General features: G+C 58.7%; 17 protein-coding genes, 1 tRNA gene and 1 pseudogene. 7 read left to right on the top strand and 12 right to left on the bottom strand.

Annotated elements, in window-relative coordinates:
* Window positions 1–75: 75 nt before the first annotated feature.
* From ABAC402_RS38565 to ABAC402_RS0121015, 5 genes are all read right to left on the bottom strand, one after another.
* Window positions 76–1200, bottom strand: coding sequence for an endo-1,4-beta-xylanase (locus ABAC402_RS38565; RefSeq protein WP_023451297.1), 1125 nt, complete (start codon window positions 1198–1200; stop codon window positions 76–78).
* Between the two features lie 64 nt (window positions 1201–1264).
* Window positions 1265–3703, bottom strand: coding sequence for a ThuA domain-containing protein (locus ABAC402_RS38560; RefSeq protein WP_082180094.1), 2439 nt, complete (start codon window positions 3701–3703; stop codon window positions 1265–1267).
* A 135-nt stretch (window positions 3704–3838) separates the two neighbouring features.
* Window positions 3839–5677 (bottom strand): TonB-dependent siderophore receptor, encoded by a 1839-nt coding sequence (locus ABAC402_RS38555; RefSeq protein WP_162148552.1) that lies wholly within the window; start codon window positions 5675–5677, stop codon window positions 3839–3841.
* A gap of 187 nt (window positions 5678–5864) precedes the next feature.
* The gene (locus ABAC402_RS38550) at window positions 5865–7466 is read right to left on the bottom strand and encodes a family 43 glycosylhydrolase (RefSeq protein WP_023451294.1); all 1602 of its coding nucleotides are present in this window, start codon (window positions 7464–7466) and stop codon (window positions 5865–5867) included.
* Window positions 7467–7477: 11 nt separating this feature from the next.
* On the bottom strand, window positions 7478–10462 hold the full coding sequence (locus ABAC402_RS0121015; protein ID WP_023451293.1) for a family 43 glycosylhydrolase: 2985 nt from the start codon (window positions 10460–10462) through the stop codon (window positions 7478–7480).
* A 197-nt stretch (window positions 10463–10659) separates the two neighbouring features.
* Here ABAC402_RS0121015 and ABAC402_RS38545 point away from each other — a divergent pair.
* Window positions 10660–10746: transfer RNA gene (locus ABAC402_RS38545), tRNA-Leu, on the top strand.
* Between the two features lie 138 nt (window positions 10747–10884).
* On the opposite strand, the gene ABAC402_RS38540 is transcribed toward ABAC402_RS38545, so the two are convergent.
* The 4 genes from ABAC402_RS38540 to ABAC402_RS38530 all read right to left on the bottom strand — a co-directional run bounded on the left by ABAC402_RS38540 (window position 10885) and on the right by ABAC402_RS38530 (window position 12301).
* A complete protein-coding gene (locus tag ABAC402_RS38540) occupies window positions 10885–11205 on the bottom strand; it encodes a DNA-binding transcriptional regulator (RefSeq protein WP_023451292.1) in 321 nt (106 codons plus the stop codon).
* Window positions 11202–11594 (bottom strand): type II toxin-antitoxin system RelE/ParE family toxin, encoded by a 393-nt coding sequence (locus ABAC402_RS38535; RefSeq protein ID WP_023451291.1) that lies wholly within the window; start codon window positions 11592–11594, stop codon window positions 11202–11204. Before ABAC402_RS38535 ends, ABAC402_RS38540 begins: the two co-directional genes overlap by 4 nt.
* 180 nt (window positions 11595–11774) lie before the next feature.
* Window positions 11775–11948: a hypothetical protein gene (locus ABAC402_RS41285; protein ID WP_082180092.1), complete on the bottom strand. Its 174-nt coding sequence runs from the start codon at window positions 11946–11948 to the stop codon at window positions 11775–11777.
* Between the two features lie 83 nt (window positions 11949–12031).
* Entirely contained in the window at window positions 12032–12301 is a 270-nt protein-coding gene (locus ABAC402_RS38530; RefSeq protein ID WP_023451290.1) for a type II toxin-antitoxin system ParD family antitoxin, read from the bottom strand.
* 499 nt (window positions 12302–12800) lie between these two features.
* Between ABAC402_RS38530 and ABAC402_RS39940 the strand changes: the two are divergent.
* From ABAC402_RS39940 to ABAC402_RS38520, 3 genes and pseudogenes are all read left to right on the top strand, one after another.
* Window positions 12801–13283, top strand: a pseudogene (locus ABAC402_RS39940) (IS630 family transposase); the annotation flags it as partial.
* A 450-nt stretch (window positions 13284–13733) separates the two neighbouring features.
* Window positions 13734–14744, top strand: coding sequence for a YhcG family protein (locus tag ABAC402_RS38525; protein ID WP_023451288.1), 1011 nt, complete (start codon window positions 13734–13736; stop codon window positions 14742–14744).
* Window positions 14741–15775: a virulence RhuM family protein gene (locus ABAC402_RS38520; protein WP_023451287.1), complete on the top strand. Its 1035-nt coding sequence runs from the start codon at window positions 14741–14743 to the stop codon at window positions 15773–15775. Before ABAC402_RS38525 ends, ABAC402_RS38520 begins: the two co-directional genes overlap by 4 nt.
* Window positions 15776–16242: 467 nt before the next feature.
* Here ABAC402_RS38520 and ABAC402_RS38515 read toward each other — a convergent pair whose 3' ends face one another.
* The 3 genes from ABAC402_RS38515 to ABAC402_RS40395 all read right to left on the bottom strand — a co-directional run bounded on the left by ABAC402_RS38515 (window position 16243) and on the right by ABAC402_RS40395 (window position 17326).
* Entirely contained in the window at window positions 16243–16560 is a 318-nt protein-coding gene (locus ABAC402_RS38515; RefSeq protein ID WP_023451286.1) for a hypothetical protein, read from the bottom strand.
* Window positions 16561–16604: 44 nt separating this feature from the next.
* Entirely contained in the window at window positions 16605–16949 is a 345-nt protein-coding gene (locus tag ABAC402_RS38510) for a hypothetical protein (RefSeq protein WP_023451285.1), read from the bottom strand.
* 107 nt (window positions 16950–17056) lie between these two features.
* Complete coding sequence (locus ABAC402_RS40395; protein ID WP_023451284.1) at window positions 17057–17326, bottom strand: hypothetical protein; 270 nt, start codon at window positions 17324–17326, stop codon at window positions 17057–17059.
* 233 nt (window positions 17327–17559) lie between these two features.
* Between ABAC402_RS40395 and ABAC402_RS40745 the strand changes: the two genes are divergently transcribed.
* From ABAC402_RS40745 to ABAC402_RS41050, 3 genes are all read left to right on the top strand, one after another.
* A complete protein-coding gene (locus tag ABAC402_RS40745; protein ID WP_200862147.1) occupies window positions 17560–17874 on the top strand; it encodes a type I restriction-modification system subunit M N-terminal domain-containing protein in 315 nt (104 codons plus the stop codon).
* Window positions 17875–17877: 3 nt separating this feature from the next.
* Window positions 17878–19125: a class I SAM-dependent DNA methyltransferase gene (locus ABAC402_RS38505; RefSeq protein WP_023451282.1), complete on the top strand. Its 1248-nt coding sequence runs from the start codon at window positions 17878–17880 to the stop codon at window positions 19123–19125.
* The coding region (locus ABAC402_RS41050; RefSeq protein ID WP_235080115.1) for a hypothetical protein at window positions 19122–19612 on the top strand (491 nt) is incomplete at its 3' end. The genes ABAC402_RS38505 and ABAC402_RS41050, both read left to right, overlap by 4 nt.

The following is a 19612-nucleotide window of genomic DNA, read 5'->3' as shown; positions in this document are numbered from 1 at the left end:
GTTTTTGTTTTGTCGCGCAATTTATCCGAAACCGGGAGCGCCCGTGCGGTGCCTTCCACTTTATCGGATTGCGATCTAGCGCAGGGGCGCAGCTGCGAATGCCGCTGCCAGGGCGTCGCGCATCGGCTTGGGCCTGAACTGGGCGTCGTAGGGGTTCGGTCGTGAAGGACCGGCGCCGCGTTTTTTTGCTTCGTCCTGAATCCAGCTGAATGAATCGACCATCCCCCAGCACAGGACCTGATCCAGTTCGCGGAAGGACAGCATCAGGTCAAGAAAATCACGCGCCATCGCCGCCATGCCGGCGTCCTGGCGGGCGATGTCGCCGCGCATCTTACGGTCGTTGACGTCGAATTCGGTGATCGCCAGTTTATAGCCCATCGCCGTAACGTCGGTGATGAAGGCCAGCCATTCCCGGCGGTCCTTGCGATCGATCTTCTGAGCGCCGCCGATATGACCCTGGACGCCCAGCGCGTCGACCGGCACGTTGTCGCGGCGGAAGCGTTCCAGCAGCTTCAGCACACCGGCGCGATGCTTCGGCCCCCATCCCCATGTCATGTAGTCGCTATAGACCAGCCGCGCCCTCGGCGCGTGTTCGCGCGCTGCCTCGAAAGTAATGCGCAAGGCGTCGAAGCCGAGGGCCTGGGTAAAGGGCGTTACGCGCAGCTCACCTGTTTCGGGCAAGATCGTCTCGTTGACCACATCCCATTCGTAGATTTGGTCGGCATAGCGTCCACACACACGGCCGATGTAGTCACGCAGCCAGGTTTCGGCGGCCGCGGCGGGATTAGGACCGAAATCGGCCTGTGCCATCCAGGCCGGCATCATGTCAGTCCGGTTCCACAACAGCGTGTGACCGCGCAGCTTTAAGCCGTTATCGGCGGCAAAGGCGGCAACCTCATCGGCAGGCTTGAAGTCGTAATAGTCTGCCTTCCAGCCGACAATCGTATAGGCTTTGAGCTCGTTTTCCGGCACGATCGCTGCACATTCGTTGACGACGATCCGGCGATAGTCGGCATCGGCCAGGGAACCTGTCAGGGTTCCAGCCGGCCCGGCGGCGATGGAACTGCCAAAGACGACGCCCTTGGCAGCGGCCAGGGTCTTGAGCGGAATGACACCGGGCGAAGCCATGGCGGCGGTGCCGGCCAGCCCGGCCGCGGCGCCCATAAGGACGCCGCGCCGGGCCAAGTTTGCAGAGGTCATGGAACACCGTTGTCATTGGAAACTTGGTGCAAGTGCACCATTTCCAGCAACGGCTGTCAACGCCTCACTGTGCCAGGATATACGCCGCCAGCACCTTGCGGTCGTCTTGGCTGATGCCTTCGAAAGCCGGCATGGCGTGCGGGCTGCCCCACACACCCTGGCCGCCCTTTTCGATACGGCCGGCGATATAGTCAACCGCATCGGCGCGGTCGCGGTACTTCTCCGCCACCTTCTTGTAGGAAGGGCCGACCGATTCCTCGTCGACCTGGTGACACGACAGGCAGGCATTCTCCTCAATCAGCGCCATGGCCGGCGAGACCGGCGCCGCGGCGACAACGGGTGCCGCCGCTTCCAGCTCACCTGGCCGGAAGACGATGCGATACAGGCCCGACGTCGGGTTGGGCGCATTCCATTTCGGACCGTAGGCCAGGACGTAGAGGTTGCCATCCGGGCCGAACATCATGTCGATCGGGTTGTCAATTTTCACGCTTGGCGCCAGATCAAGGATCTGGCGGACATTGCCCTGGCTGTCAAAGTCGACGACCTTGACGTAGCTGCGCACGAAATCCGAGATGAACAGCTTGCCGTCGTACCAGGCCGGCAGGTTGGTTGTCGCCGGAGTCCGGGGCCTGCGATAGACGCCGCCCGCCGTGGCGGAGCGGCCACCGCTCCCAAGCTCCGGGAAGATCGAGGATTCGTTGTACGGATAGTACAGAAGGGCCGGACGGGCTGGCGGCAAGACCTTCGTGCCGGTATTGCGCGCCGACGGATTGACGGGACGATCCGGGTCGAAGGCCTTGCCGTTCTCGCCGGTGACGAAGTCGTGCTTGTGGTAGGGATAGTTGTTGCCGATAAACAGTGGCCAGCCGTAGTTGCCGGGGCTCTTGATTTCGTTGATCTCATCGTGGCCGCGGACGCCGCGATTGACGTCATCGGTACTGGAATCCGGACCGACATCACCGAGATAAAGGTAGCCGGTCTTCGGGTCCTGGGCCAGGGAGTAGGGATTGCGGAAACCCATGGCGTAGATTTCCGGCCGGCCCTGGCGCGCGTCGGTGAACAGATTGCCCTTGGGGACCAGATAGCCGCCGGCGGGCTTGGGCCGGATGCGCAGGATCTTGCCGCGCAGGTCCTGGGTGTTGCCGGACGAGCGGCCAGCATCCATGTCGGTGCCGGTGGGGCGATTATCCAGCGGCGCGAAGCCGTTGACATCCTTGTCCCACGGATTGGTGTTGTCGCCCGTGGTGATGAACAACTCACCGGCCTTGTTGAACAGCAGTCCGCTGCCGGTGTGACAGCAGGTGTCTTCGATCGGTATGTCGATCAGAGTGTCAACCGGAGTCAGGCGCCCGGCCTTTACATCCAGCCTGAACCGGCCGACCCGGTTCATCATCTTGCCAGCTTTTCCGCGCTTCGAATGCTGGATGTAGAGGATGCGGTTCGCGGCAAAGTTGGGGTCGACGGCCAGGGCATAGGCGCCGTGCTCGCCGTTTGAGGAATCAAACGCCACCATGCCAACGGTCTTGCGCGTGCCCCAGGTCGGATCGACGTGGATCAGAGCGCCGTTGCGTTCGATGATCAGAATGCTGCGGTCCGGCAGGAAGTCGAAGGCGATTGGCTCGTTCATATTGGAGACGACGGTTTCACGCGTCATGCGCTCGGCCGCCGGGCGGATCCTCGCGTAGTCGCGATCCTTTTTGCCGACCGCATAGATCAGGCCGTGGAGCATCAGGCGCTGCATGATCGGCTCGGCATAGGACTCGTTGCGGTGACCCAGGCCAATGTAGAAGGCGCGCCCGCCGTCAAAGTCGTTCGACCACACCATGTTGCTGATGCCCTGGGATTGGGCACCCTGATAGCTTTGGCTGTCGATCTGCAGGATGTGGTTGAGGAACGGGCTGACGTCGCGATAGTCGTACCATTCGTCGGTGAAGCGCATCTCGCCCTTCCTGGCCAGGGCCGGATCGGCGGCGATGGCGGGATGGTGCGGGTCGGCAACCACCAGGCGGGCTTCCTGGATGGCCGGATGGTGCTTGAAGTGGCCGCCGATCAGCTTGGTGAACCACGGCCACTTGCCGTCGCTTTCGGTGTCGGTGGCCGAGTGGATGCCCAGCAGGCCCCCACCCGACTGGATAAAGCGCTCGAAGGCCGCCTGCTGGTTGTCATCGAGGATGTCGCCCGTAGTATTGAGGAAGACGACAGCGTTATAGGTCTTCAGGTTGGCATCGGTGAAGACGGAGGCGTCTTCGGTAACAGTGACGCTGAAGCCTTCCTTTTGCGCCAGCGCCTTCAGGGCCGCCTGGCCGGTCGGGATCGAGTCGTGGCGGAAGCCGGCGGTCTTGGAGAAGACCAGAACCTGCGCCCCCATCAGCGGCCGCGAGGCGGCCTTCGTTGGGGCTTTAGCGGCCCAGGCGGCAAAGGCTACGGCCAGCGCCGCCAATACCAGTATCAGCCCTGCCAGAACTTTCCAGCGCCCCAGGCCCATTCGTTGAACTAAAGCCATTGTTTCCTCTCAATCTTTTCTAGTGTTCTTGTTGTTCTTTTCTTCTCCTCCCTGTCAAAGATGGGGAGGTGGCGTGCAAGGGAGCCGTCTTCAGGCGACCGCGTCGAGACGGAGGGGGCCCTTCGGCCGCCTAAGCTAGAACGCTTTACTCAAACTCACTGTCACATTACGTCCCCGCGCCCGGAAGCCGGCCACGGTTTCATACGCTTCATCCAGCAGATTGCCCACCCTTACGCTGGCCGCCAGGCCATTGTCGAACCGATAGGCCACCGTCAGATCGCTGCGCACATACCCTTTCAGCGTGACATCGCCGGTCGGGATCGAATTCGAAGCACGCTTGCCAACATAGCGGTTATCCAGCCTTACCGTCCAGGCCGGCAAAGGCGTCCAGGTCAGATCGAAGGCCGCTGTCAGGTCCGGGCGGTGCAGCAAACCGTCCTCACTGCCGTTGACTTCGTTATGCATGGTCGAAATCCGGCCTTCGTAGGCGACGCCCGGCCCGATCGGTCCATCCAGCGCCAGATCAATCCCTGAAATCGCAACCTTGTCGCGGTTGACCAGCTTGAAGGTGGTAAAGTCGAAATCGATCAGGTTGCGATAGACGGTGCTGTGTGCCGTCACCGTCAGACGCGCCACACCGAAGCGATAGGCGACGCGGACATCACCGCCTTCGCTTTCCTCCGGGCGCAGATCCGGTGAACCGACCAGCGGATCGCCCAGGGCATAGAAGCTTGGTACCTTCAGCGACCGCCCCCAGGCCCCGGCCAGGGCCAGGCGGTCGTCGGCCGACTGCCATTCCAGGCTGGCGCGGTGGCTCCAGGCGGCCTTGTCATTATCACGGGCATCGGCACGCACGCCACCGCGGACCGCAAAACCGTTACCGAGCCGGACCAGGCCTTCGCCAAAGACACCGGCGCTGCTACGGTCCTGCTCGAAGCTGGCTGGCAGCGTAAAGAAACCGAAATCGAGCACGCCGTCGACCTCGCCGCTCTCACGCATCAGTTCGACCCCGGCGGTATAGTCGATCCGGTTGCCGTTGGCGCGATAGGCGGCCGTCGCCTGGACGCGATCGAAGCGGCTGGTCTGGATCGTCGCCGGCGTACCACCGCCCAACGGATCGCCCGCAGCCGGGGTATATTGCTCCTGGTCGCGGCGGAAGGCCGCCAGGTTCAGGCTGAAACTGCGGCCATCGCCGGTGTTTTGCCGGAAGGACAGGCCCGCCAGACGGTCCTTGTCCTGGATATGCTGCTGTTCACCGTTGGAATAAAGGATGCCGCCGCTGGCGACGTCGAAGCCTTCGCGGTCGCTGTCGGCGGCGCGAACAAACAGGCTCAAGCGGCCGTCGCGGGGCGTCGCGCCGGTCAGCTTGGCCGTCACGGTCGACAGGGTGCGCCACTGGCCCAGGTCGTGGTCGCCGTCTTCGCCGTGGCGGACCGCCCCGGTCAGCGTCCAGTTGGGCGTAAGTGCCATGCCGCCGGCCAGGCGGGCGGCATAGTTTTCGTCGGCGGAAGCAGAGATGCGGACCGTCGGCGCGCGCGGCAGGTCCAGTTCCGTGGTCACCACACCGGCGAGGGCGCCGGAACCGTAGAGGGCCGACAACGGCCCCTGTCCTACCGTGACGGCAGAGATTTCATCGCCGGCCAGGGTAGAGAAATCATAGGCGCCGCCGCGCGAATCGCCGAGGTCATGGACCGGAACGCCTTCGATCAGCACGGGCGTAAAGTTGGCATCGGCGCCACGCACAAACAGTTCGGCACGCGAACCGGCAACGCCGCCGTCCAGCACGGTCAGGCCAGGCACGCCCTCCAGGACATCGTTGATCGACTGGCCGTCCTTCGCCGCCCGGCGCTCGGACCACGGCACGCCAGTTTTCAACCGTGTACTGACAATGGTGACTTCGGTGACCTCATCTGCGGCAACGGGAAACGCTACGACAGCCAAACTGAGGCCGCAAAGAGCCAAACACAACTTCACACGCAACTCCTGAACTACCCAAGCCGAGTTGCAGCACGAATTGACCTGAGGTTCAACATGTAACTGGTGTAAAGCGAAACGCTATCATCTCGCCCGACCTTCTTGGATAGCGTGCCAGGACGTTCGGCGTCGCGTTGGTAGCGTGGCCGGCTGAGACAGGTTCTGCAACCTAGCTGTCGGACAGGCCTCACAAAGCCTTGTATGTGAAAGTCCTGAAGCGCGCTTCGCCGGTACCGGCAGCATAGAAGCCCGGCTTCAGCATCAGGAAGCCGCCACGGACGTTGTGATGGTAGCCCGAGACCTCCATGCCGCGGTCAAAGCGCTTCCAGGTTACGCCATCCAAAGAGGTATGGAAGCTGACGATATGGTGGTGGTTGCGCATCCGCATAAACATCCGGCGGCCGTGTGGATTGGCAGGCCGGCCGCGCTCGATGCCGTACTGATGAGTGATGAAGCGGTCCTTGTCGAAGCCCAGGCCGCAATAGAGCTTCTGATCGTAGAACAGCAGGAGGCCGGCGCGCGCACCTTCGTCAATCTCGATCTCCATTTCGATCTCATAGGCGGGATCGCCGACGACGGTGATCAGTGGCGACGAGGAGGACGGCGCTTCGCCGGTGGCGGTCAGGTGAAGCACACCGTTGTCGCGGCGGATGCGTTTGGCTTCGTCGACCGAGGGGTTGAAGAAGTTCCACTGGATGCCGTACTTGTCCTGGCTGAAGTCGTCCGACAGGGCGAAGCCGTGATCCTGGGCGACCCCACCCCTGGGTTTGGCGATCGGTTGCGACAGGTCGCCGCCGCCAAAATCGAACCAGCCATCGTTCGACCAGGTGACCGGCGCCAGCAGTGTCTGGCGGCCCAGGGTCCACAGGCCGTTCTCGTAGCCGTGATAGACGCTCCACCAGTCACCGGAGGGGCCTTCAACCAGGGTAGCGTGACCGCGTGACCACCATTTTTCGTCCAGTGAGGTCGTACGGACCAACGGGTTGCGCGGGTGCTGTTCCCACGGGCCGTTGATCGACTTCGAGCGCGCCGCGATGACCATATGGCCGGTGGGCGGGCCGGCCGTCCCGCCAACCGCCAGGACCAGATAGACGTAACGGCCTTGACGCGTGACCTTGGGGCCCTCCGGGGAAAAGCCTTCAACGTCCCAGTCGTCCGGATATCTCCACGGATCGTAGACATGCTCGGGTGCGCCGACCCGCGACAGGCCATCGTCCGAAAGCCGCACCCGGTCGCCGCCCGACAGGAACAGCCAGCGCGAACCGTCTTCGCCGACCGCATGGCCGGGGTCGATATGGGCCGGCAGGTCAAGGTCGATCGGATCGGACCACGGCCCCTTGATGTCGTCGGCCCAGATAACCCACGAGGTCGTCTTGCTGCCCGGGGCCGTCGTCTTTTTGGTCGGGATATAGAGGTAGTAGCGGCCTTCGTGCTTGCAAAGTTCCGGCGCCCATACCGAACCGATATTGCGCGTCAGGGCCGCCGTGACCGGCTGCCAGTTGACCAGGTCCTTCGAATGCCAGATGACCAGGCCCGGATAGGCGTCGAAAGTCGAAAACGTCATGTAGTAGTCCGACCCGTCCTTCAGGATCGACGGGTCCGGGTGGTCGCCGGCCATGATCGGATTGAGGAACCGACCGTCCCCGAGATCGGCCTTGCGCTGGCCTTCGATACCGCGCGCCCAGGTGACAGGTGTGGTGTCGGCGGCGCGGGCGACGGCAGGCGCGCCGAACAGCAGGGCGCCAAGGCCTCCGAATTTAAGCGCGTCGCGGCGGCTGGTATTGGACATATCATATACTTTTATGGTTTGGCCGGCGGCGTCAATACCGTATCGACGTCAGCGTTACGATCGACGACCAGCCGGCCATCGACCAGCTTTAGTTCGGCGACCTGGATCACCGTGCGCTGGTTCCAGTGTGGGTCCTCGGGCTTTTCCGCGCCTTGGTGCACAAAGTAATAAATAAACGCGCGGTCGCCCGACACCACCACATCGGGATGCTGGCCCTTGGCGCGGTCGGTCGGCTTTACGCCCGGCTCAGCCAGGATAAAGCCGTCCTGCTGCACCCAGGTCGTGGCATCGTCGGAACTCAAAACCGCCAGGCCCTTCCAGGCGTCGAAGACCATCCAGTACTTGCCGGCAAGGCGGAACACCTTCGGGCCCTCTCCGGCCGTCTGACTGACCGGGGAGTCGCTGATCCGCTTCCAGGTTTTGAGATCCGGGCTGTCAGCCGCCATGATGCGCGAACCGACGGTCTCGTCCTTGTACCACAGGCGATACCGGTCCCCGACCTTGATGACGGCCGCGTCGATGATCCGGCCGATGTCGAGTTCGACGTCGCCGGCGCAGGACCAGGACTTGAGGTCCGGGCTGGTCAGGTGGACGATGCGGCTGGTGGCGCCGGGCTGACCCCAGCGGTTGAAAATGCCCGGCACGATGGTCAGCCACATGTGATAGGTATCGCCATCACGGAAGACCTCCGGCGCCCACAGGGTCACGCCGGTGCACTCCGCCGGAAACACCGCCGTGCCGCCATAGTCCCAGTTCAGGCCATCGGCCGAGGTCGCCACACCGATCGGCGTGGCATGGACCCAGGCGACGTCCTTCAGGTCGGGCAGCTTCATCGTGGCGCGACGATTGGTGTAGAACATGGTCCAGCGCGCCTGGGCCTCATCCCAGACGATCGAGACATCGGCGGCGCCGTCGTAGACCGGGTCGCGGTACAGCGGCTTTAGCGCCACCTTCAAAGCCGGCGCCCAGGTGAAGCGGACACCGTCCTTGCCATCGGACTGCGGGCCGGGGCTATCGGCGACCACTGCGCCAGACTTGTTGTCTTTTTGGGGATCGATGCGCAGGAAGCGGTTGGTGACCAGCGACATCAGCGCCAGCTCACCGGTCGGGGTCTCGATCCACTGAAAGCTTTGAGCGGTGCCAGGCTTGCCCGTTTTGAGGCTGACCGCGCCATCGGCGGCCACGGTCAGGTACATGTCGCCGGATTTGAGCGCGGCACGGCCGAGCTTCATGTCAACAACTGTGAAATCGGCCGGCGCGCCGCGGGCAGGTTTGCCATCGGTCACGCCCAGGCCGGTCGGCGCCGCCCACGAGGTCAGGCGGACCTGTTGGCCATAGGGGATGGGCTTCATCAGGCCGCGCGGATGGGGCTCATGGACATCGATGGCGTCGAAATCGGCAAAGCCGCCTTCGGCGCGGCGGGTGTTGTAGGCGAACAAAGAATAGCGCACGCCCTGGAAGGTGATCAGCTGAAACGCCATGGTGAAGGGCTCACCGACCGGCATAAAGGTCTCGCCATCGGTCGACCAGGAGAACCGCGCGATCTCGGTCAGGAAATCGGCCTCGGCGCGCAGCCAGACCCTGGTGGCGTCGATCTTCACCCGGGTGGTGGCGTTGGTGTATTCGTTGAACTGGACGAGGAACAGCCCGTCATCGCCGCGCTCGACGCCGATCCAGGCATAGGGCTTGTTGGTCAGGGCCAGACCGGCGACATCGCCGGGCTTCAGGCCGGCCGCGTCTAACACGGCGGTCGGGGTCGACTGCGGCCCGATGGCGCGCTGGGTTAAGGTATTGCGCGCCGTCCAGAAATCGGCTGCCGGCAGGGTATGCAGCCGCAGATGTCCAGGCCGCTCGGTCAGGGACCATTTGGCATCGACGGGAACGTGGCTCCATTGCCAGACCGGTTTCAAGGCGGCACCGGCGAAGTCGTCGCTGCGTTCGTACGGCATGTGCGGCGCGACCTTATATTTCGTCTTGGGTTTGACCCAGGTGCGCGGATTGCGCGTCAGGTTGCCGGGCAGGCCGAAATAGGGCCAGCCATCCTTCCAGGTTATGGGGGCCAGGGCCGTCAGGCGGCCGACGGAGTTGTAGTCCATCATCGAAAAGCCCCACCACTCGCCTTCGGGGGTCTGGACCAGGCCGCCCTGGTGCAATGACATGCGGCCATTGGGCGCCGGGTTACCGGGGTGGATGCGCAGGAAGGGCTGGCGGCCGCCAACTCTGTTGCCTTCGGCCAGGCCAAAGTCCTCATCGATGCTGATGGCCTGGTTGACCTCATACGGCCCCCAGATGGTGTCGGCGCGGGCCGCCGGCATGCGCATGCGATCGTTGAACCAGGCCGAGGTGATATAGTACTTGCCATTCAGCTTGTAGAAGTGGACGCCTTCGCCCATGCCGGCGGTGTGGGGGATGATCTCGCGCTCGGTGCCGGGGACAATGTCGGTCAGGTCGGCGTTCAGTTCGGCCATCCGGATGCCCTGATAGCCCCAGATCATATAGGCTTTTCCGCCGTCAAACAGCACCGACAGGTCGTGGAAGGACCGCTTCATCTGGCTGTGGGTCCAGGGGCCTTTCGGGTCGGTGGCGGTGAAGACCTGGGTCGTCTGGCCGTTGACGTTGCTGAAGATGTAGAATGTGCCGTCGTGATAGCGCAACGTCGGCGCCCAGATGCCCTGGCCGTAGACGCCCTTGCCGTCTTCGAGGCGGAAGCCCGGCCCGAGATCCAGCTTGGGGCTGGCATAGGTCAGGAAGGTCCAGTTGACCAGGTCCTTGGAATGCAGGATCGGCAAGCCCGGCATGGAGTGCATGGTGGTGCCGGTGAGGTAATAATCGTCGCCGACGCGGATCAAATCGGGATCGGAAAACTCATCGTAGAACAGCGGGTTGGTGAAGGTGCCGTTGCCATTATCGGAAGTCCATGTTTCGGCGCGGGCGGCGGAGATGCCGGCGAGGCCGAGACCGAGGGCGATGACCAGTCCGGTGATGAACGAACGCATGGGATTCCTGCCTGTGGCTTTTTATATGTCTGACAAATTTCTAGCGTGCTAAGGCTTGATACGGCAAGGGGTTTGTGGATTTGGCGGGGCAGCGGAGCGTTTGGAAAAAAACTTTAAGCGCTTGTTGACGCACGAAATGTTTGTGCTTATAGGTCGCCGCCTCCGGTCTAGGCCGGGGACCGCAGACCTAGAGACGTGCCCAGGTGGCGGAATTGGTAGACGCGCTGGCTTCAGGTGCCAGTGATGTAACAGTCGTGAAGGTTCGAGTCCTTTCCTGGGCACCATCTGCTAAAGCCGCGCGGCGGCAAGCTCCTGAAATTCAGTGACATTCTTGAGCTCGTCATAACGCCTCGGGTGGCGAAGTCGAGTGCGCGGCGCTGTGCAACATATCCGGAGCAGCCACCGGCTAAGCGGTCTCAACTCTAAGACAGAACCTGCAATCCGTGTTTTTGGATAACCGTCAACAGCTTCAGCGCCATCCCGCTAGGCCGCTTTGCGCCCGTCTCCCATTTCTCGACGGTGGATTGGCTGGTGTTCAAATACCTGGCAAACACAGGCTGGCTGACACGATTGGCTTCGCGCAACCGCTTGATATCCTGCGGCTCAAAGGGTGCCGGCGCTTCAAATGCCGCCTCGGCAAAATTACGCAGCGTTGTTTTGTCAATAGCGCCAACCTTGTGAAGCGCTTTCGCGGACGCATGGATGGCCTCAAATGCATCGCTCTTGTATATTCTTTTTGTCATCTCGATACGCCTTCACCATTTTGGCTGCAAATTTCGATAAGGTCCCCGTCGTCCAGCAGACTTGCCAATTGACCCGGTTGCAAGGCTGCGTACCCTTTGGCCAGTTCCCGGAATGCCCGTAATTCGTCATCACCGATATTGGGCCGATCCTTCTTGGCGAAGAGATATTCGTAGAACCAGAATCCGTCCGTCCTGGCCAGAATGATAGAGCGGTACATATTCTTGTTAAGGCGTTTTTTGAAAACGCCACCGCCCAGATCATCGGCTTGTCCTTTGACAACTTCGGCAATGGCCTCACAAAGTTCGTCGTCTCCAATTCGCGCTTTGCGCGCCGCCCTGGAAAACCACCCGGACTTGCAGACACGATACGAGATGATCTTCTCCACCATGAAAATACTATAGCACCAGGTGCTATCTTTTTCAAGAGATCGATTTGTCGAAGACGGCGGACCTTTGCTCGCCTCAGCCTGCGGGTTGAATAACAAATTCTGCCGGATCCTGTGAAAAGTCGCACCACCGGTGCGACAATTATGCCTGCTCTGAGTCCCGCGAAAATCGTCTCTGACCTCTTAACGACCTCCCGACACGGAATTTTGCCCCAGTTGCTCCGCTACAATCTGGTCAAAAGACCTAGCCGCCACGTCGCCTTCGACCCCCTGCTCTGTCCGCTGTGTCAGAAACGCCTTCAAATCAGACCATGCCTGCTCGCGCCGTGCCGGCCGTTGTTCATCTGAAACTTCCATTGTCCCGCCCCTCTACGACGAAAACGCCTTACGGTCCCGTCGGGAAATCGCGCTGATAGATGTCTCGGGCAGCGTGATTCAGTTTATATCCGGCCATTGCGTCGCAGGTCTTCTTTTATTTCCGCCAAGAGAGCCTCCCGGGACACGGTTGCCGACCCTTGCTGCTCCGCCGCAGCGAGATGCGCACGAATAGCCTCAATCTCAGCGGCGGTTTCTTTCTCGCGAACCTGACGCTCGCGTATCAGTTCTCGGATGACTTCACTTTCGTTTCCATAATGGCCGGTCGCGACCTGCCCGGCGATCCAATCATTTTGTTGGTCCGTAACGGAAATGCTCTTTTTCACCATAGCCATAGCGCCCAACCTCTCGAAACTGCATGCTACACTGTAGCATATTATCCCACAATCATGGTGCCGGGAAGTGTGGCCGCTCCTAGTTCCAACGCGAAAAAACGTCTCAGCCCCCTTAACGCTCTGAGGTTGCGCTGTCGCTGCAGTTCAGTACTTAAGAATTTGACCACGAACGGCACGAACAGACACGAACTTCAGGTCTTTTGCCCCACGGCCGCGCAGCGGCAATAGCTTCAAAAAGGAGGTCCACAGATTACACAGATTTCTTGTCGGTTCTTAATCTGTGTAATCTGTGTAATCTGTGGATCCCATCTTGCGAAGATGCCGCTGCGCGGCGACGTCAAGCCAATCCGGAAGTTCGTGTTCGTTCGTGCCGTTCGTGGTTAAAATTCTTCTTCCGGTTTTGCGATACCCGCAGACGAACAAGATCTTTGACCCCATTACGGTATGTCTCACGCGAAGACGCGAAGAACGCGAAACGACATCGCACTCGAGCCAGGCCAAAACGAATATGACGCCGTTGCGCGGCTGGTGCAAACGAGGGCAAAGACTTCGAGCGAATGCTCCGTTTGGTCATTGGAAAACCATGACATTTGTCGCGGCTTTGCGATGCGACAGAATAGATGCCCCTTGTGTGTTTGATGGTCCAATCAACGCAGCTGGCTTTGTCGCTTACGTCGAACAGTGCCTGGTGCCTACCCTAAAACGTGGTGACATCGTCGTTGCCGACAATCTGTCGTCCCATAAAGCCAAGGCCGCAAGAAAGGCTATCCGGGCTGTAGGAGCAAGGCTGATATTCCTGCCCCCCTATAGTCCAGACCGGAATCCAATCGAACAGGCCTTTTCAAAACTCAAGCATCTTATGAGGAAAGCAGCGGAGCGCACTCAAGAGGCTACATGGCGAACGCTCGGCACCCTCTTGGATCTGTTCCCGCCAACCGAATGCGCCAACTATTTCAAAAATTCCGGATATGTTTCAACTTAAAGTCATAACGCTCTAAGATAGGGAAAGATTTTGATCGGGTTTTGATCCTGAGGGTCCAAAAGGCGGATGCAGCGGTCTAAAATCTGAAAACGCTGAATAAAATCAGTGGAAGTGGCTGTTTATAGTTTTTGATCGGGTTTTGATCGTGGGGCGCAAATGATCCAAAATGGTCCAATGTTTTTCGTTGGTGGAATGTCATGAACTTCGCAACCATTCCCGCTGTATTTACGTACGTTTTTCTGATGCGCCAATTGTGACACCACTGGTGACACAATTGCCATGGACGAAGCAGCCTAGACGTTCGTGTCTGTTCGTGCCGTTCGTGGTCAAACTTCTTCTTCCGGTTCAGCTCGCCATTGACGGGGGTGAAAGGTCGCCTTACGCAACTGGCAAGATAGGCTTGACCGTTCAAGGGCGTGCACGTCGCGCCGCGCCACATAGAGGGACACAATGAATCAGGTTGCGCCCGGCGATGACTTTGCACCGATTATCCGGCTGATCGAGGCGTCGCGCCAAAAGGCCTACGCCGCGGTCAATACGGCCCTGATCGAACTCTACCTTCAAATTGGCGAGACCTTGAGCCGCAAGATTGCCAACGCCGAATGGGGTGAAGGCGTCATTCCGCGGCTGGCGCAGCATATTGCTTCGACCTATCCGGGACTGCGCGGATTTACACGGCCGAACCTTTACCGGATGCGGCTGTTTTACGAGACTTACCGTGATGTTCCAATTGTCGCGGCACTGCTGAGACAATTGCCATGGACACATCATCTGATCATCATAGGGCAAAGTCAGCGTCCGGAAGAACGTGAATTCTACCTGCGTCAGGCCATAGCCGAAAAATGGAGCAGCCGCGAACTGGAACGACAGTTCAAATCGGCGCTATTCGAGCGGACAGTCCTAAATCCGCCAAAAGTGTCAGCGGTGATGTCACAATTGTACCCCCAGGCCGCAACCGTCTTCAAAGATGCCTATATGGTTGAATTTCTGGGACTTTCGGACACGCATTACGAAGCCGATCTGCATCTGGGCCTGCTGGCCCGGCTGAAGGCCTTCCTGATCGAACTGGGCGGTGACTTCTGTTTTGTCGGCTCGGAATATCCGCTTCAGGTCGGCGGCCGCGACTTCGCGCTCGACCTTCTGTTCTTTCATCGCGGCCTGAACGCCCTGGTGGCGATCGAACTGAAAATCGGCCGGTTCGAACCTGAGCATCTGGGCAAGCTCAGCTTCTACCTCGAAGCCCTGGACCGCGATGTCCGCAAGGGCCACGAAAACCCAACCATCGGCCTGCTGCTGTGCGCCAGCGCCGACGAAGAGGTGGTGGAATACGCCCTCAGCCGCAGCCTGTCCCCGGCCTTGGTCGCGCAGTACCAAACCCAGTTGCCTGACAAGGACCTGTTGCGCGCCAAGCTGCATGAGTTCTACCAGTTGAACACCGGCGGACAGGGGGAGAGCGCATGAGCGATGCCGAACAAAACCTGATCATCTACAACACCCGGGACGGCAAGGCCTCGGTGGCGCTGTTTGCGCGTGATGGCAATGTGTGGATGAACCAGAGCCAGTTGGCAGAACTTTTTGCCACCTCCGTTCCCAACATCAATACGCACATATCCAACATATTGAAAGAAAAGGAATTACCTGAAAATTCAGTTATTCAGGATTACTTAACAACTGCCGCCGACGGCAAACAGTACCGGGTCAAGTTCTATGCCCTGGACATGGTCCTGGCCATCGGCTTTCGCGTCCGAAGCGCGCGTGGCACCGAATTCAGACGATGGGCCAACACCCATTTGCGGCACTACCTGATCAAGGGTTTCGTCATCGACGATGACCGCCTGAAAAACGGTGGCGGCCGTGCGGACTATTTTGATGAACTGCTGGAACGCATTCGTGATATCCGCGCCTCCGAGTTACGCTTTTATCAAAAAGTTCGCGACCTACTGGCCCTGTCCTCCGACTACGATCCGACGGACAAGGCGACGCAGATGTTTTTTGCCGAAACCCAGAACAAGCTGCTGTTCGCCGTCGCGGGCATGACGGCGGCGGACCTTATTGTTGCGCGTGCCGATGCCAATGCCCCGAATATGAACCTGACCTCGTGGAAGGGCGCCAGAGTCCGCAAAGGCGATATTGTTACGGCCAAGAACTACCTCAACGCCGATGAGGTCGACAGCCTGAACCGCCTCACCGTCATCTTCCTTGAGTCCGCCGAACTCCGCGTCAAGGAACGCCGGGACCTGACCCTGGCCTATTGGCAGTCCAATGTTGACCGGCTGCTGGCGTTTAACGACAAACCCGTTCTCCAGAACAAGGGACGCATCAGCCACGCCGAGATGGAAGCCAAGGTGGCCCAGATCTATCAGGACTTCGACACCCGGCGCAAAAAGGAAGACGCCGCGCGCGCCGATGCCGATGACCTGGCCGGGTTGAGTCAGGCTGAGGCCAGTGTAAAATCGACACGCAAACGCGATAAAACCGCCAAAGGGGAATGATGCGGGGCGGGTTCACGCGGTTTCTGGAACTGATCGAAGGGCTGGCCGAATGAGTTTGAAGCAAGTTCAGTAAGAGTTTGACCACGAACGGCACGAACAGACACGAACTTCAGGTCTTTTGCCCCACGGCCGCGCAGCGGCAACAGCGTCAAAAAGGAGGTCCACAGATTACACAGATTACACAGATTTCTTGTCGGTTCTTAATCTGTGTAATCTGTGTAATCTGTGGATCCCATCTTGCTTGGATGCCGCTGCGCGGCGACGTCAAGCCAATCCGGAAGTTCGTGTTCGTTCGTGCCGTTCGTGGTCAAAAGTCTTCTTCCGGTTCTGCGATACCCGTAGACGAACAACATCTTTGACACCATTACGGTATGTCTCACGCGAAGACGCGAAGAACGCGAAACGACGTCGCACTTGAAGCCAATCCGGAAGTTCGTGTTCGTTCGTGCCGTTCGTGCCGTTCGTGGTTAAAAGTCTTCTTCCGGTTCTGCGATACCCGTGTCGGATATGGTGGTCGTGTCCCACTGAGTGGTGGAACTCAGGTGGTCGCGAAGCTGGCTGCCTAGCGCCCTGCAAGAGAGATGGCGCAGCCGCCGGCTAAATGTGTGGTTATCGCCAAATGTCGCAGCAGTGCCGCGACAATGGAACACGACCCCAAGACGAACAACATCCTTGACCCCATTAAGCGATTTACTCGCATTAGCCTGGGGTTTTAAAAAAAATTCTGCCGCATCAGGTTTGACATCGCCCATCACGCTAAAATCATCTCTGACAGCGAGTTCCATTATGTCACCAGTGGTGTCACAATTGCCGCGAATGCATTACGCTATCATCCCCAATACAGCGGCCCCGACTTCTCACTGACGACTCCACCGTAAAATGACCCGCCGTATATAATGCTGGGACGCTTAGCCAGGAAATCGGCAGCCTCTTCCGGCTCAATTACAGCGGCAAGTTCCGGTGTAATTTCACCCCTTGCCCAGCGGCCCGAATAGGAAAAGGCAGGATACTCGACAGCATAACGTAACCAAAGCTTGCCACACGTGACGCATTCTTTGATTTCGACTTCGGCGTGCCGACCATCTGTTTTGTCATCCGGCAACGACCGCCACAAGCGAAACTGCTGATAGGTTGCATCAAACTCTGCGCACCCGCATTTGATGGCACTGGTCATCAGAAGTTATGCTCTCTTTTTGGCAGCATGGGGCAAGGTTTTTCTGTCGACACGTCAAAAGCCCCTTACCCACTTTGCCAGGGCTCTTCCCTGCTTTGATCGGCTCATCACGGTTCTCCGGGCCGAAATATTTTGCTCGGCACGATCAGGCTCGCTGCCGGCACCCCGGCGTCTTTGTTGGACATACGCAGACGGTAGCCCTTTTCCAACCACACAGGTATATCGTCTGGATCACGCAAATAGACGTAATCTTTCGCAAACCGCGTCATGGAGACGACAAAGCTGCCGTCCTGATGTTCGTGAGGATAAATAACAGTTCCAGCCTTTGGACCACGTGCCACGAAGGCGTGCAATTGTAGTTTAGAGCTTCGGCTCATGGGTTTACCTTTCGATCGCCTGTAGCGACCTGGGATTCGTTGCATCCCAAAATTATCAGCATTCAGGTCACCCGGTTTTCAAAAGACTCTGTGTCAGAGCCTTTAAGAGATTGCCGTTGTGAACTTTAAAGATTGTAGTCATGGAACGGATTCATATCGGGCGGGTTGAAATTAACCCCGGCTTGGTGGAGACGTACCATCACAGCTTGAATCAAGGAAAGTCAAACGGGTTGATGAACAACGAACAGATCAAGCAGCTTGAAAAAGAGCTATGGGACGCTGCCGACAATCTGCGCGCCAATTCCAAACTAACGGCGGCGGAATACAAGGACCCAGTTCTGGGCCTCATCCTGCTGCGCTATGCGCAAAACCGCTATGATGAGGCGACGATCGCCATCGCGCCCAAGCTGGTCGGGCCACGCGGTACGCGGGCGGCGACGCAGGCCGACTATCTGGCCGCCGGGGCGATGATGTTGCCGGAACTGTCGCAATACGACCATCTGGCCAACCTGCCCGAAGCCGACGACATTTCCGAGGCCGTCAATTAGGCCATGCGCGCCATTGAAGCCAGTTATGCCGATCTGGCCGGCATATTGCCGAAAAACTATCAGGACCTGGACGCCGATCTGCTGCGCGAACTGATCCGCGTATTCAACAAGCCGTCGGTTAAAAAGCTGAAGGGCGATGTGTTCGGACGCATCTACGAGTACTTCCTGATGAAGTTTTCCATGGTTGGCGCCGGCGCCCAGGAAGGCGGCGAATTCTTCACCCCGCCGTCACTGGTGCAACTGATCGTCAACTTTATCGAACCCGACCATGGCATCATCCACGATCCGGCCTGCGGATCGGGTGGTATGTTTGTGCAGACGGGGCATTTCATCACGGAGCACAACAAGGCCGTCAATGAGACCATCAAGGTCTATGGCACCGAACTGAAAGCCAACAACGCCCGACTGGCCAAGATGAACCTGGCCATTCACGGTATCGAAGGCAAGATCATCGAATCCAACAGTTTCTATTCTGATCCGCATGACTTGGTGGGCCAGTGCGACTTCGTCATGGCCAATCCGCCGTTCAACGTCAACAAGGTCGATAAGGCACGCGATGTCGTCAAAACCGATCCGCGCCTGTTCCCCGATGTCGGCATCCCCAAGGCCGACAATGGCAACTATCTGTGGATCCAGTACTTCTACCATTACCTCAACGCTACCGGACGCGCGGGCTTCGTCATGGCATCATCCGCGACGGACGCGGGCGGCTCAGAAAAGCTGATCCGGCAAAGGCTGATCGAGACAGGCGCGGTGGATTGCATTGTCGCGGTGGGGAATAACTTCTTCTATACTCGCTCCCTCCCCTGCCATCTGTGGTTTCTGGATCGCGGCAAGCGGGCGGAGAACAAGTCGAAGATCTTGATGATTGATGCCCGCAATACGTTTCGACAAGTCAATACGACACTGCGCGACTTTTCACCCGATCAGGCGGTCGGTCTGACCGCCATCGTCAAAGCTTATCGCGGTGAAGATGTTACAGACGTATTTGCGTCAAATGACTGGCTTAAAGCCACATTCGCGAATGGTCACTATGAGGACATTGACGGCCTATGCAAAATCGTCGACCTCGGCGAAATAGAAGAAAATAACTTCAGCTTGACGCCCAGTCAATACGTGGGCTTCAACGTCTTTATAGACAATGAATTCGATTATGAGGCTCGCTTAATTCAAATCCACACCGAACTCTTCGAGTTGTATTCCGCGTCGCAGATGCTGACAAAGGAAATCCTTGGGATAAAAAGTTTATGATCGGCACGATGCAGACTTTGGGTGATATGTGTACTTTTATTAACGGCGGAGCCTGGAACGAAAGTGAATACGTCTTAACTGGCATTCCCGTTCTAAAAGTCTCAAATATAAGAGGGAGATCCGTTGACAAATCCAATTTGAGTTTTCTGCCAGAGACGTCTCTCGCAAAATATTCAAGGCACGCATTGCAGGAAGATGATCTTGTAATAGCTACCGTTGGATCGCATCAAACACTAGTAAATTCAGCCGCCGGCAGATCAATTTCGATAAAGTCCGATGCTGTTGGTTTTTTGCTAAATCAGAACGCAGTTTGTATTAGAACAAAAGATCCTCTGGTTCTCGATCAAAAGTATCTTACCTATTTGGGAGGGGAGGAGAAATTTAAGAACTATATCCAATCGCGAGGAAGAGGAGCGGCAAACCAAATGCGAATTGCCGTCGGTGAAATAAAAGGGTACGCGCCACTGCTGTCCCACAGGACATTTTC

Source organism: Asticcacaulis sp. AC402, from assembly GCF_000495835.1.
In the GTDB taxonomy this organism is placed as follows: Bacteria; Pseudomonadota; Alphaproteobacteria; order Caulobacterales; family Caulobacteraceae; genus Asticcacaulis.
The sequence above is the reverse complement of the archived record's forward strand: the minus strand, read 5'-3'. Positions and strand labels throughout refer to the sequence as shown.